Origin of the sequence: Streptomyces sp. NPDC047042 (assembly GCF_040644035.1) — a bacterium.
GTDB lineage: Bacteria > Actinomycetota > Actinomycetes > Streptomycetales > Streptomycetaceae > Streptomyces.
The window spans coordinates 94,873-108,489 of the sequence record NZ_JBEYVP010000031.1 but is presented as its reverse complement, the minus strand read 5'-3'; the positions used below and the strand labels follow the sequence as shown (position 1 = coordinate 108,489).

The following is a 13,617-nucleotide window of genomic DNA, read 5'->3' as shown; positions in this document are numbered from 1 at the left end:
GGAGCTCGGTGCCAACCGGGCGGCGAAATAGCCGTCTTCGCTACGGATCAACCGGTTCGGGAGCCTCCTTTCGAGCCGCTTCCCGCGCCCGGGTGCGCTCGTGGTCCGGGTTCAGGAACCAGTGCCGGGCCGAGGCCACCCACCACAGCGCCGCGAACCCCAGCACCACGAGGACGGCGATCGGGGCGTAGTTGAAGGTCTCCCAGGTGACAGGCGAGACCTGGGGCAGCATGAACAGCACCGTGATCACGGCCACCCACACCACCGACACCACGCCGATCACCCGCGACCACCGGCCCAGGTGCCACGGCCCCCGCTGGAACGCCTCGCCCTTGCGCAGCCGCAACAGCGTCGGGATGACGTACGCGATGTAGAGGCCGATGACCGCGATCGAGGTCACGGCCGCGTACGCCGAATAGTTGATCAGGTACGGCAGGCCCAGGACCAGCGCCCCGAACACCGCCAGCCAGACCGCCGCGACGGGGGTACGGGTGCGGGGGCTGACGGTGTGCCAGAGGTGGGAGTAGGGGAGGGCGCCGTCGCGTGAGAAGGCGTAGATCATGCGGGAGTTGGCCGTGACGGACGCCATGCCGCAGAACAGCTGGGCCCCGATCACCACCAGCAGGAGCAGCTTGCCGGCGGTCGCGCCGAGCGCGTCGAGCAGGATCTGGGCGGGCGGTACGTCGGTCGGGGAGTTCAGGGCGCCGTCGTACGACTGGATGGCGAAGGTGAAGCCGAGGAGCAGGACGAAGCCGGCTATCCACGAGGTCCAGATGGACTGGACGATGCCCTTGGGGCCCGCCGTGGAGGCGTCCCGGGTCTCTTCGGTCATGTGTGCGGAGGCGTCGTAGCCGGTGAAGGTGTACTGGGCCATCAGCAGCCCGAGTGCGACGACGTAGACGCCGCTCCCCCAGCCCGTGTTGTTCACGAACTCCGTGAACACGAAGGACGCCGACTGATGCTTGTCCGGTACGAAGGTCAGCGCCCCGACGATGACGGCCACGCCCACCACGTGCCACCACACGCTGACGCTGTTCAGCAGCCCCACGATGCGTACGCCGAAGGTGTTGAGGAGGCCGTGCAGGACGAGGATCCCGGCGAAGAGCAGGATCGTACGGCCCGGGGTGACCTCGAAGTCGAACTGGAGGTTCAGATAGGCCCCGAGGAAGGAGGCCGCCCCGAAGTCGATGCCGGCGGTCACCGCGACCTGCCCGAGCACGTTGAACCACCCCGTGAACCAGGCCCACGCGGCGGCGGTACGAGGGGGAGCGAGCTGGGCCGCCCAGAAGTACAGGCCGGCGGAGGTCGGGTAGGCCGAACAGATCTCGGCCATCGACAGCCCGACGAAGAGGGTCATGAGCCCAACGGCGACCCAGCCCCACGTGATCACGGCCGGGCCGCCCGTGTTCATGCCGAACAGGTACAGGGTCAGACAGCCCGACAGGACCGAGATGATCGTGAAGGACACGGCGTAGTTGGAGAACGCCGACATTCGGCGGGCGAGGACCTGGGTGTAACCGAGCTGGGCAAGCCGTTCCTCGTCCGTCAGCCCAGTCGCTATGGCGTCATCTGTCATGCCCCCAGCAATTCCCTCGCTGGGGGTATGACATGCGTCACAGGGCGACCGAAAATAGTCCGTGCGTGGCCTGAACCGGCCTCCAGGGCCTCTAGTAAAGGCCCTTGTATCCCTGCCAGCCACTGCCGATCTTGACCCGCGGCGCGAACGTCCCGTTCCCCAGGCCCGAATTGCGGAACAGGTTCCCGGCCGTGTCACGCACGACCAGGTCGTTTCGCCCGTCGCCGGTGATGTCACCGACGCCGACGATCGCGTTGTAGGTGGCGCCCCACTGGGAAAGGATCTTCACCCGAGCCTTCAGCGTCCCGTCGCCGGCGCCGTCGTACCGCCACAGCGACCCCGCCGTGTCCCGGGCGAGTACGTCGCCGAAGCCGTCGCCGGTCAGATCGCCCGCACCCACGATTTTCGTGTAGCCCTTCCAGGCCGAGCCGACTTTCACGCCCGCTCTGAGTTTGCCTGCCCCGTTGTTGGCGAAGAGGTACATGTCCCCGGTGGACGCCTTGCGCGCCAGCAGGTCGGTGCGGCCGTCGCCGGTCAGGTCGCCGGGTGCGGTGAGCACGTTGTAGGCGTTCCAGCCTGTGCCGAGGGAGGCATGGCTGCTCCCAGGCCCGTACGACCAGCCACCGCAGGTGCCCGCGTACCGGCGCAGTTCCCCGTTCGGCATCCGCACCAGCAGTTCGGCGCACCGGTCGGCACCCATGTCGCCGAAGGGGATCACGGTGGTGCCGGCGGGCCAGCCGGAGGCGGAGGACCTGAAGTCGAAGGTGCCCTTGCCCTTGGTCTGATGCACGGTCAGGGCGCCGGAGGAGTTGAGCGTGACCAGTTCGCCATAGCTGTAGTCGCCCAGGTCGTGGTGGCCGGGCCGGGCGCCCGCCAGCCCGACCCGGCCGCTCTGCGTGTACGTCCCCGTGCCCTCGGTCGCCTTCGCGGTCAACGCCCAGGTGTAGGCCCCGTTGTACGCGTACGTGCCCGCGTCCGTCTTTCCGTCCCAGGTGGCCGCCACCTCTGTGCCCGTCCCGGTGAGGGTGCGCACGACACGACCGCGGGCGTCCTTCAGCGCCAATGTCCACGCGGTCGGCTTGCTGAACTGCCAGGTGCTGGCCCAGAGATCGTTTTTGGCGCTCGCGGAGTCGTCGTCGACGTCCGACTCGATCACCGCGAGCGGCTGCGACGGCACCCCGCTCTGCACGACGTGCACGACCTTGGCCGCGTCCACATACGCGATGTCGCCGCCGAACTTGTCCACGGACCAGGTCAGCCGCCGCTGGTCGGCGGTGTTCCCGGCCGGGAGGTCGGCGATCTGTCGCGGGGCGGCGGCCGTACCGGCGTGGAAGTCGGTCAGCAGCAGCTTCCCGGCCGTGCGGTCGTGCCGCACGAGGTATCCGTCGCCGACGAGCGCGGGGCCCGACGGCACGGTGATCTTCCGCTTGGCCACCCGGTCGTACACACCCGCCGCACCTGTCGGCCCGCAGTTCCAGTAGATCCAACGGCTCACCGCCTGGAGCTCCTTGACCGTGCAGGGCGCGCCCGTCGCGATCGTCTCGACGGTCCGCTTCAGCTCCAGGTCGTACGCGGTGACCGTGCCGGCACCGGCCCCGGGCGTCCACAGCCGCTGGCCCCAGACGGAGGCGGCGGTGATGGAGCGGGTGAGCCGGACGTCCTGCGACCGCAGCTGCTGTGTGGCGTCGACGTACTGCTTGCCGGTCGACGTCGCGTTGTAGATGTAGTAGCGCCCGGTGTAGTCGACGAAACGGCCTCCGGTGACAGCGGGTTCGACGGCCCCGTTGAAACTCCTTTCGCTCAGCCAGAGCTGCGCCGATTCCTTGCCCCCGTCCACGGCGAAGTAGCCGACATCGCCGTTCCCCGCTCCCCGCAGCGGCACACACCGCCCGGCGTCGCATGCGACCTCCTGCACATGCCGGCCGCTCGCGAAGGTACCGGCGAAGCCCCGGTAGTCACGCTCGCCCGCCTTGCTGCCGTCCGACGATATCTGACGGTTGGTGACGTACGGGGAGCCGTTGGGCGCCTTCTCCACCGTGCTGAGTACACCGCCCGTGTAGTCGAACCCCCAAACCCCGCTGGTCTGCAACGGCATCGGCGAATCCGCCGCGCCCGCAGGAGCCGCCACGGCGACGGCAGCGACGAACGCCGTCAGAACCGCGCCCCCGCGCAGCCCGATCGCGCGACGGCGTACCCCTTTACGACCCTTCACATGGCCCCCCAGCCCCTCGACCCGCGACGACGACGCGGGTGAGTATGAGATGTGCATGCCCATTGCAGGACAACGAGAGCCTATCAACGGGCAGTTGGAAGACCCGGGAAGGATTCCGGGACGCCGAAGGGCCCGTACGACCGAAGTCGTACGGGCCCTTCAGAGATCAGTCAGCGATCAGCCGGCGATCCGACTGCGATCAACCGGCCGGCGATCAGCCGTTGCGCTTCCAGCGCGGCTTCTCGTCGCGGCGGCCGTAGGACGAGCCCGAGCCGGAGCCCGAACCCGTGCCGCGGTGGTCGTCGCGGCGGCCGTACGGGCGGTCGTGGCTGCCGGAGCGGAAGCCGCCGCCGGTGGGGCGGTCGCCCTGGCGGTCGCGGTTGAAGGGGCGGTCGCTGCCACGGTGACCGGTGGACGGGCGGTCGTCGCGGCGGAAGCCACCACGGTCGCCACCATCACGACGGTCGTCCCGGCGGAAGCCACCCGAGGGACGGTCGTCACGGCGGTCGAAGGAACGGCCGCCTCGGTCGCCACCACGGTCGTTGTCGCGGTTGAAGCCGCCCGAGGGGCGGTCGTCGCGGCGGAAGCCGCCACCGGTGGAGCGGTCGCCGTCACGACGGTCGTCCCGGCGGAAACCACCCGAGGGGCGGTCGTCACGACGGTCGAAGGAACGGGCACCACGGTCGTTGTCGCGGTTGAAGCCGCCCGACGGGCGGTCGTCGCGGCGGAAGCCGCCACCGGTGGAGCGGTCGCCGTCACGACGGTCGTCGCGGCGGAAGCCACCCGAGGGGCGGTCGTCGCGGCGGTCGAAGGAACGGCCGCCACGGTCGCCACCACGGTCGTTGTCGCGGTTGAAGCCGGCCGACGGGCGCTCGCGGCGCTCGTAGTTGCCCCGCTCGTCACGGCGCTGGCGCTCCTCGCGGAACGGCGCCTCCGCGACGACCGGCTCCTCGGCGGCGACCTCCGCGACGACGGCGGCGGCGGCAGCGGCCTCGGCCACGGCGGCCACGGCGGCCTCCGGGTCCTCGCCGCGCTCGCGCGCCGCACGCGCGGTCAACCGGTCGGCGTCCTCGCGCAGTTCGGAGGCCCGGCGCGTGGCGCGCTCGAGTTCCTTGGTGAGCTGCGCGACCTCACGCTCGGCCTGCTGGGCCGCGTTGCCCGCGGATTCCGCCTGGACCTCGGTCATCGAACGGGCGCCGGTGATCTCGGCGACCTCGGGCTCGAAGGCCGCGCCGCCCTGGATGATGTGGCGCGAGGCGTCGACGCCCGCGTCCTCCATCAGGCGGAAGATCTGGCGGCGCTGGTGCGGCAGGGAGAGGGACACGACCGTGCCGGAGCGGCCCGCGCGAGCGGTACGGCCGGAGCGGTGCAGGTAGTCCTTGTGGTCGCCGGCCGGGTCCACGTTGAGGACCAGGTCGATGCCGTCGACGTGGATGCCGCGGGCGGCGACGTCGGTGGCGACCAGGGCGTTGACGTAGCCCTTCTTGAAGTCCTCGAGGACGCGGGTACGCGCGCCCTGCGTCATACCGCCGTGCAGCGCGTCGGCCTTCACACCGGCGTCGCACAGCTGCTCGGCGATACGGTCGGCGCCCAGCTGCGTGCGGACGAAGATGATCGTGCGGCCCTTGCGGGAGGCGATCGCGGCGGTGACCGGCGCCTTGTCCTTCGGCTTCACGATGAGGATGTGGTGGGACATCGTCGTGACGTTGCCCTGCGCGCTGTCGACCTCGTGCGTGACCGGGTCGGTCAGGTAGCGCTTGACCAGCGTGGAGATCTCGTTCTCCATGGTGGCCGAGAACAGCATGCGCTGGCCGCCGCCGGGGATCTGGTCGAGCAGCTCGGTGACCTCGGGCAGGAAGCCCAGGTCGGACATCTGGTCGGCCTCGTCGAGGACCGCGACCTCGACGTTGGCCAGGGAGCAGGCGCCGCGGTTGATGATGTCGCGCAGGCGGCCCGGGGTGGCGACGAGGACGTCGACGCCGCGCTCGAGGGCGTAGATCTGGTTGCCCATCGACGTACCGCCGCAGACGACCTTCATCTTCAGGCCGAGGACGTCGCCGTACGGCTGGAGGGCGTCCGCGACCTGCATCGCGAGCTCACGGGTCGGCGTGAGGATGATGCCGCGGGGCTTCTTCTTCTCGGTGTGGCCCTCGGACAGCTTGGTCAGCAGCGGCAGACCGAAGGAGAGGGTCTTGCCGGAGCCGGTACGGCCCCGGCCGAGGATGTCCTTGCCGGCCAGGGCGTCCGGGATGGTCGCGGCCTGGATCGGGAAGGGGCTGGTCACACCGTTCTGCGTGAGCTTGCGGACGACGCCCTCGGGGAGACCGAGGTCACCGAAGGAGAGCTGCGGCTCGCCGGCCTCGAGGTCGGTGTCGGCGGCGTCGGTGGTGTCGGTGTCGACGTCGGCCGTCTCGATGAGGTCGATGACCTCGTCGTTCTCGGGCACGACGATGTGATCAGTACTGGAAATGGACATGCGAATGCGAAACCTTCCGGAGTCTCGTCGGCACGCGCCCGTCAACTCCGTGATTTCGCAATTCGACCGCCTCAATGCGGTCAGCCACGGCAAGGGAGAGTACGCGCCACACGCGGCGCGCATCTTTTAAGGCGCCAGGCAATGGGATCAAACGATCTACTACCATACGCACCCCCCTCCCCCTTAGGCAAATCGATACCGTCCGCGCAGGTCAGGCGGGGTCAGGCAGGGTCAGGCGGGTGACCCCGCCTCCGGCGCCGGCTCCCGCGTCACCAGCTGCGGCTGGGCCTGCGGCTGCACCGAGGACGACGGTTCCGCGGCCGGGGACGACGGCGGGGGCGGCGGTGGCGGGGGAGGGGTCGGCGACTCCGCCGGCGGTGTCGGCTCCGGTTCGGCGGTCTTCGTCGGCGTCGGGGGCGCGTGCGTCGGCGTCGGTACGCCGGGATCGACCGGCCCCGGACTGGTCCCGCCGCCCGGTTTGGCGGGCGGCGGCACCGGCGCGCTCTGCCCGGCGGACGGGGAGGCGCCCGGCGAGGCGGGCGCCCCGCTGGCCCCCTTGGCGCTCCCCTTGCCCTTCCCGTGCCCCCGCTTGCCGTCGCCCTCGGCCCCGCCGGCCCACCCTGTACCGCCACCGCCGGTCACCGCGGACCCCCCGTCGGGTGCCTTGCCGCCCTTCTGGCCCGCGGAGTGGGAGGGCTTGACCCTGGCGCCGTCGTTGTTGTCGCCCACGCTCATACAGCCGGCGGCAGCGGCGACCGCCACGACCGTGGCGGCCAGACGGACAGGTACATGCAAGGGGCGCACGAGCAGCCACCTCCGGTGGGGAGTCGAGGAGTCAACGTGCTCAACTCCCGTCGCCCACAAGAAGACACGCGCCCCGCAACACCCTCAGTACGCCGCCCCCCGACCCCATAGCCCCACCGAACCCCGGCCCTACGACCCCGACCCCATGGCCCCACCGAACCCGGCCCACCCGCCCCTCACGGCCCCCGGCCCCAGTCCCCAGGGGCCCCAGTCCCCAGGGGCCCCAGTCCCCAGGGGCCCCACGTCCCCAGCGCCACGGACCCACCGGGCCACCGGGCCACCGGCCCACCGGGCGCGAGGCTCACCGCCCCCCACAACCCCCGCCCCACGCCCCCCGCACGCCCCCGGCGTCCCCTCAGCCGTACCCCAGGGCGTGCAATCTCTCGTCGTCGATTCCGAAATGGTGGGCGATCTCGTGTACGACGGTCACCTCCGTTTCCGCGACCACGTCCTCCCGGTTGTCGCACATTCGGAGGGTCGGGCCCCGGTAGATGGTGATCCGGTCGGGCAGTACCCCCGCGTACCACTCCCCGCGGTCGGTCAGCGGCGTTCCCTCGTACAGTCCGAGCAGTTCGGGATCGTCCTTCGGGGGCTCGTCCTCGACGAACACCGCGACGTTGTCCATCAGCCTCGTCAGCTCCGGCGGAATCCGGTCGAGGGCCTCGGCCACCAGTTCCTCGAACTCCTCGCGCGTCATCTCCAGCACACGCCCATTGTCCGGTACGGGCCGCCCGTGCGGGGGTGACGGACCCGAGCTCTCCGGAAAGCCGCACCCACAGCCACCCCGCTTAGCCGCGCCGCGCACTGGGCATACGGGACCAATGGCACGCGTACCCGCCGACTCCCCGCCCCCCAGCAACCCCCGCACCACCCGCCGCCCGCTCCCCGGCCCCCTGTCCGCGTTCGAAAAGTTCACCGGCCGCTTCCACTCCCGCCGCGCACACCCCGCCGCCGAGCTGGTCCATCCGCCGCACCCCTGGACCCGCGCGCTCGGCCTGGTCGCGGTGGTCCTGCTGGGGGCCTGGCTGGGGCTGCTGATCGTGGGAAACGTACGCGCGCCGGTCGGCCCGATGAACACCACGATGACCCTGCGGCCGTCCCTGACCGGCGGCACGAAGATCAATGTCTCTCCGCTGGGCGCCCTCGAACTCAGCAGCCACACCGCCCCCGTCCGCCTCGACGTGAACATCGACCAGCTGGACCCCGTGCGCGCCCAGGCCCTCGTCGACCACCCCGAACGCCTCTCCGGCCTCCAGGACGAGGTGGCCAAGGACGTCGGACACGGCACCCTCGACCTGGCCGTACGTTCCTGCGTGGCCGTCGTGTCCGGCGCCACCGCCCTCGGCCTCGCGGTCTACCGCCGCCCCCGCCGCGCCCTCGCGGCCGGCGGCCTCGCCCTGACCCTCCTGATCGCGTCGGGAGGGACGGCGTACGCGACCTGGAACCCCAAGTCGGTCCTGGAGCCGAAGTTCTCCGGGCTCCTGTCCTCGGCGCCCTCGCTGGTCGGCAACGCGCGCAACATCGTCACCGAATTCGACGTCTACCAGAAGGAGTTGGCCCGCCTGGTGACCAACGTGACGAAGCTGTACGACGTCACGTCCACCCTCCCGGTCTACCAGCCCGACCCGGCCACGATCCGCGTCCTGCACGTCTCGGACATCCATCTCAACCCGGCGAGCTGGAAGATCATCGCGTCGCTGGTGGAGCAGTACGACATCGACGTCATCGCCGACACCGGCGACACCATGGACCACGGCACGGCCGCCGAGAACGGCTTCCTGGACCCGATCAAGGACCTCGGCGCCCCATACGTCTGGGTGCGCGGCAACCACGACTCGCGGCTCACCCAGCGCTATCTCCAGCGCATGAAGAACGTACGTGTCCTGGACGACGGCCAGTCGGTGAACGTCGGCGGCCTGCGCTTCGCCGGCATCGGCGACCCCGCGTTCACCCCGGACCGCTCGGCGGGCGAGAAGGACGGGGGCCGGGACCAGGAACTGGCGGGCGACCGGCTGGCGTCGGCCATCCGCGACCAGCGGACCCTGGGCACCCCGGTCGACATCGCGATGGCCCACGAGCCGGACGCGGCCCGGCAGACCGACGGCGCGGTGCCGCTCGTCCTGGCCGGACATCTCCACCACGCGGAGATGGAGGTCATGCCGAAGGGCACCCGGCTGCGCATCGAGGGCTCCACGGGCGGCAGCGGACTGCGCGCCCTGGAGAAGAAGAACCCGGACCAGATCGAGGCGTCCGTTCTCTACCTGGACCGCGAGACCCGTCGCCTCCAGGCCTGGGACGAGATCAAACTCGGCGGCCTCGGACTGACCACGGCGGAGGTGAGCCGCCATCTGCCGAAGGAGAACCAGCCGGGCGCGACACCGGTTCCCTCACCCTCGCAGTCCCACACCACGAGCCCGAAACCGAGCGCGAAGCCGAGCCCGTAAACCGTTTTGGCGAAGCTCCCCGGCATCACCTATGCTTCTCACGTCCTCGCCCCCATCGTCTAGCGGCCCAGGACGCTGCCCTTTCAAGGCGGTAGCACGGGTTCGAATCCCGTTGGGGGCACAACTGAGTTCCGTACGTACGGTTGGCGGCATCCCACTTCAGGGATGGCCGCCATTTCGTTGTTACGGGTTCGTTGTTACAGGTTCGTTGTTACGGGCGTTCCGGTCGCGGGCCCGTCAGGCAGTCGGCTCGTCCGGTACGGGATGGTCGGAGCGTCCGCTGCCGGAGTTGGGCGCACCCCGCCTGCCCGTGCCGGCCTCGTCCGTGTCGGGGACCTCCGGGTCGGGACGCTCGGGCGCCCGGGTGTCGTCCGCCGGATTGTCCTCGATCTCCCAGGGGTCCTCCTCGGCGCCGGCCTGCTGGTCGGGCAGGTCCCTCGGGACGGGCTTGTGCCGGGACTCCGGGTGCTGTGCTTCCTCGCCTTCCTCGCCTTCGTCGCCGGGGGTGTCGGTGCGGTAGTCGTTCACGGCTCTGTCCGTTCGTCGTCTCGTCGTCTCTCGTCGGCGAGAGCGGTCGCACTCCGGGTACCCGGGCGGGCGCCGGCTAAGGCCCGCCGTCCAGCAGCCGGAGTACCGCCGCCTCGATCTCGCCCTGGGTGGCAGGGTGCCCGAAGGACGCCTCGGCGCCCAGCCGGTCGAGGACGGGCGCGATGGTCCGGCCCTGTTCGAAGAGCTCGACCGTGCGCGGGTTGATGTACGACGCCCTGCACACCGCGGGCGTGTTGCCCAGGTACTCGCTCACCTCACGCACGGCACGGGTCACCGCGCGCTTCCGGGCCGTCCTGGACCCCTGGGAGACCTGCACGGACACGGCGAGGGCGACGGAGGCGAGCACGGTGGCGTGCCAGGTCCTGAAGTCCTTCGCGGTGAGGTCGGTGCCCGAACACTCGCGCAGATAGGTGTTCAGGTCCCCCGCGTGCACCTCGTGCCAGACCCGGCCCTGCCGGTACACGAAGAGCCGGGGGCCGCCGCCTCTACGGCGCATGAGCGAGCACAGGGCCCGGTAGGCCGGGCCGTCGACCAGGGTCCGGGACTGCTCCTTGGCGCTCTTCGCGGGAAAGGTGAAACAGACCTCCCCGCGCCGGCAGGACGTGTGCTCCTTGAGCAGGGTGGTCAGTCCGTACGAGTCGTTGTCGCGCCGGTAGGACTCGTTGCCGATCCGGAAGAAGCCGAGGTCGAGCAGTCGTGCCGCGCAGGCCGGCACCCGCTCCCGCGTCAGTCCGGGCGCGGCGAGGTCCTCGGCCACCCGGGTGCGCAGTTCGGGGAGGGTTCTCGCGGCCGCCAGGACGTGGTCGTGCTTGGCCGCTTCCTGCTGCTCGCGGAACTTCTGGTGGTACAGGTACTGGCGGCGTCCCGCGCTGTCCGTGCCCATGGCCTGGATGTGCCCGTTGGGCCAGGGGCAGATCCACACGTCCTGCCAGGCGGGCGGTACGACCAGCTCCCGCAGCCGCCGTATCTCCGCCGCGTCCGTGACGGGCCGTCCGGCGGCGTCCCGGTAGCGGAAGCCGCGACCGCAACGAGTCCTGGTGATCCCGGGGCCTTCGGAGTCACTTCTCCGCAGCCGCGTCGAACGCCCGTCCATGAGGCCCGGGTTCCCCGATCACGCCGTACGAGCCTTATGACCGTAGGAGCCGTACAAGTCACTGCTCGTCTTCGGGGCTTCTCGCGTGCGGGGCCGTCGACTGGAGCTCACGTCGAGCCCCGTCCACGTGTTCGACGCTCTTGCCGTGCTCGCCGTGCTCGCCATGCGCGACGTCGTGCCGGGCGAGGAGGGACAGCAGCTGCGCCACGCTCAGCCCGTCGTCGGCGGGGTGCCGCAGGATGGTCCCGTCCTGGATCCGGTACGCGTTGGAGCGGCCCTGACGGGTGTGGGTGAGATAACCGGCCCCCTCCAGATCGGAAACGATCTTCTGGACGGCACGTTCGGTGAGCCGGCAGCGGGCGGCGATGTCGCGGATGCGGATGGTGGGGTTCTCCGCGATCGCGGCCAGCACACGGGAGTGGTTGGTGAGGAACGTCCAACCGGTATGTGGCTCGGGTACTTCGGGCATGGCGCCAGCATAAGCCCTATGATTCACGTATTCAAAAGGGTGAATCGAGTTTCGTGTATCTCTTGACGTACGAGACCTTCGGACCGACGCTTGAAGGGCCACGAACTGCCCGATGCCTACGGAGTGCGCAATGTCAGACCGCGCAGTTACCACGCAGCTCACGGTGGCGGACGAAGTCCCCCTGGCACCGCTCGCCCCTCAAGGGAGCGCTGCTGAGGCCCCCCTGCTCGGGATCGAGACCCGCCCCGAGGGCTATGCGACGCTCGTCGTGGTGACCGGCGCGATCGACCTCGTCACCGAGCAGGCCCTGCTCAACGGCCTGCGCCAGGCCCTCGCCCGTTCCGAACGCGGCATCGATCTCGATCTGAGCGGCGTCGACTTCTGCGACTGCTCCGGGCTCAACGTCCTGCTGCTCGTGCGCAGACGCGCCCTCGACGAAGGCAAGATCATCACCATTCGGTCGGCGGGCAGCGCGGTGCTACGCCTCTTCGCGATCACCGGCACCCTGCCCCTGTTCGCCGGCCCGCCCGAGCCGGGCGAGGCCGAGGCGACTTCCGGCCGGACCCCGGACGCCCACTCCGCGACGGCCACGACGGCCACGGCGGCCGTCGCGCCCACCCCGGCCACCGCCGCCCTGGGCCTCGGGGCGGAGTCCTCCCCGCTCAGCGAAACCGACGAGGACCTGCGGATCGAGGTGATCCAGCTCCGCCGGGCCATGCAGACGCGGCCCGTCATCGACCTCGCCCGCGGCGTCCTGATGGCGTCCTTCGGACTGAGCGCGGAGGACGCCTGGAAGGTGCTCGTGGCGGTGTCCCAGAACACCAACACCAAGCTGCACGAGGTGGCCGACGGCCTCGTCACCGCCGTCACCGGCGACGCACTCCCCGAGACCTTCCGACAGCAGATCGCCGAGACGATCGCCGGCCTCCGGACAGCACGTGAGGAGCCGCCCACCCCGTACAGCGAAGAGTCGTAGGGGCGGCGCCATCGCCGCCCCTACGACTCACGTCACTGTGACGTACGCGTCCGCGTCCGTTCAGTCCTCGCCCAGGACGATGTTGCTCTCCTGGTCGGGGCCTTCCGGTTGACGCGTGCCGACACCTGGGGGTTGCCGGGGGCCGGGCGGTACGACCAGGTTGTCGCCGCTCGACACGGCCTCGTGCGTCGGCCGGACATCAGTACTGGTGCCGGTTTCCATGGGGGTGGCACCTCCTCGGTCCTACGGGGTGTGCCTACCGAGTACCCGGAACGCGCCGCCCAAACTGCCCACGGCACTGCCCACGGCGCTGCTCACGGCCGCCGTCCCCGCCTCAGTCGCCCCTGCGCATGGTCCCCCAGGACCGCTCCTGCTCGGCGACCGCCGCCCGCGCCTCCTCGATGACGGCCTCGTCGATCCAGCCGACGGGCTCCACATCACGGACCAACGGCTCGTTGTCGGGACCGTGCCCTTCCACCCGCCCGCGAAGGACCCACGGCCGCACTCCCGCGCCCTTCTCGCGGGGCAGATGGGAGTAGTCGTACAGCCGCCGGGCCACCCACAGGTCGATCGGCCGGTCCTCCCACCAGTCCTCGACATCGAGCGGATTCGCGGACAGCCCCGGCATCCGGACGCCGGTGAGCTCGTCGGTGCTGCGGGCGACCTTCCGGTCCGCGTCGGGGCCGTTCGACCAGCGCACATAGAGGTGAGGCTCCCGCTCCACCAGGGTTCCCAGATCATGGAGGGAGCGCAGGACCGGCAACGCTTCTCGTACGTTCATGAGTGGCCCCGTTCGACGAACGGCTCAGGCGCGGCGGTCCCGCCTGTCCGGACGCATGGCATTCTCGGCTCGCTCCTGGGCCTTGCCCCTGATCTTCTTGGCCTCGCCCCGAGCCTGTTCCAGCTTGCCTTCGAACTCCTGCTCGTGATCGCTCGTCGCCTTGCCGGCCATTTCCTTGGCCTTGCCCTTGATCTTGTCGCCGCGACCCTTGTCGACCATGACTCCTCGACTCCTCCT

13 protein-coding genes and 1 tRNA gene are annotated in these 13,617 nt (G+C 70.5%); 3 read left to right on the top strand and 11 right to left on the bottom strand.

Going from position 1 to position 13,617, the window contains the following annotated elements; translation table 11 throughout:
• Positions 1-40 precede the first annotated feature (40 nt).
• From ABZ855_RS32505 to ABZ855_RS32485, 5 genes are all read right to left on the bottom strand, one after another.
• Positions 41-1,576: an amino acid permease gene (locus tag ABZ855_RS32505; protein WP_360812985.1), complete on the bottom strand. Its 1,536-nt coding sequence runs from the start codon at positions 1,574-1,576 to the stop codon at positions 41-43.
• A 91-nt stretch (positions 1,577-1,667) separates the two neighbouring features.
• The gene (locus tag ABZ855_RS32500) at positions 1,668-3,845 is read right to left on the bottom strand and encodes an FG-GAP-like repeat-containing protein (protein ID WP_360812983.1); all 2,178 of its coding nucleotides are present in this window, start codon (positions 3,843-3,845) and stop codon (positions 1,668-1,670) included.
• 157 nt (positions 3,846-4,002) lie between these two features.
• Complete coding sequence (locus tag ABZ855_RS32495) at positions 4,003-6,264, bottom strand: DEAD/DEAH box helicase (RefSeq protein WP_360812981.1); 2,262 nt, start codon at positions 6,262-6,264, stop codon at positions 4,003-4,005.
• A gap of 231 nt (positions 6,265-6,495) precedes the next feature.
• The gene (locus tag ABZ855_RS32490; protein ID WP_360812979.1) at positions 6,496-7,068 is read right to left on the bottom strand and encodes a hypothetical protein; all 573 of its coding nucleotides are present in this window, start codon (positions 7,066-7,068) and stop codon (positions 6,496-6,498) included.
• A gap of 355 nt (positions 7,069-7,423) precedes the next feature.
• Entirely contained in the window at positions 7,424-7,774 is a 351-nt protein-coding gene (locus ABZ855_RS32485; protein ID WP_319213183.1) for a metallopeptidase family protein, read from the bottom strand.
• 115 nt (positions 7,775-7,889) lie between these two features.
• On the opposite strand from ABZ855_RS32485, the gene ABZ855_RS32480 reads away from it, so the two are divergent.
• Together ABZ855_RS32480 and ABZ855_RS32475 are read left to right on the top strand one after the other, a co-directional pair.
• Positions 7,890-9,512 (top strand): metallophosphoesterase, encoded by a 1,623-nt coding sequence (locus ABZ855_RS32480; RefSeq protein ID WP_360812977.1) that lies wholly within the window; start codon positions 7,890-7,892, stop codon positions 9,510-9,512.
• Positions 9,513-9,560: 48 nt separating this feature from the next.
• Positions 9,561-9,633, top strand: a tRNA-Glu gene (locus ABZ855_RS32475).
• Positions 9,634-9,749: 116 nt separating this feature from the next.
• On the opposite strand, the gene ABZ855_RS32470 is transcribed toward ABZ855_RS32475, so the two are convergent.
• From ABZ855_RS32470 to ABZ855_RS32460, 3 genes are all read right to left on the bottom strand, one after another.
• Positions 9,750-10,040: a hypothetical protein gene (locus tag ABZ855_RS32470; RefSeq protein ID WP_360812975.1), complete on the bottom strand. Its 291-nt coding sequence runs from the start codon at positions 10,038-10,040 to the stop codon at positions 9,750-9,752.
• A 76-nt stretch (positions 10,041-10,116) separates the two neighbouring features.
• Positions 10,117-11,154 (bottom strand): DNA topoisomerase IB, encoded by a 1,038-nt coding sequence (locus tag ABZ855_RS32465; protein ID WP_360812973.1) that lies wholly within the window; start codon positions 11,152-11,154, stop codon positions 10,117-10,119.
• Between the two features lie 58 nt (positions 11,155-11,212).
• A complete protein-coding gene (locus ABZ855_RS32460; RefSeq protein WP_360812971.1) occupies positions 11,213-11,623 on the bottom strand; it encodes a helix-turn-helix domain-containing protein in 411 nt (136 codons plus the stop codon).
• A gap of 130 nt (positions 11,624-11,753) precedes the next feature.
• Between ABZ855_RS32460 and ABZ855_RS32455 the strand changes: the two genes are divergently transcribed.
• Positions 11,754-12,599 (top strand): ANTAR domain-containing protein, encoded by an 846-nt coding sequence (locus tag ABZ855_RS32455; protein ID WP_360812969.1) that lies wholly within the window; start codon positions 11,754-11,756, stop codon positions 12,597-12,599.
• Between the two features lie 60 nt (positions 12,600-12,659).
• Here ABZ855_RS32455 and ABZ855_RS32450 read toward each other — a convergent pair whose 3' ends face one another.
• From ABZ855_RS32450 to ABZ855_RS32440, 3 genes are all read right to left on the bottom strand, one after another.
• On the bottom strand, positions 12,660-12,821 hold the full coding sequence (locus tag ABZ855_RS32450) for a hypothetical protein (RefSeq protein ID WP_360812967.1): 162 nt from the start codon (positions 12,819-12,821) through the stop codon (positions 12,660-12,662).
• 112 nt (positions 12,822-12,933) lie between these two features.
• The gene (locus tag ABZ855_RS32445) at positions 12,934-13,380 is read right to left on the bottom strand and encodes a DUF6098 family protein (protein WP_360812966.1); all 447 of its coding nucleotides are present in this window, start codon (positions 13,378-13,380) and stop codon (positions 12,934-12,936) included.
• Positions 13,381-13,404: 24 nt separating this feature from the next.
• Positions 13,405-13,599, bottom strand: coding sequence for a CsbD family protein (locus ABZ855_RS32440; protein ID WP_360812964.1), 195 nt, complete (start codon positions 13,597-13,599; stop codon positions 13,405-13,407).
• Positions 13,600-13,617 lie beyond the last annotated feature (18 nt).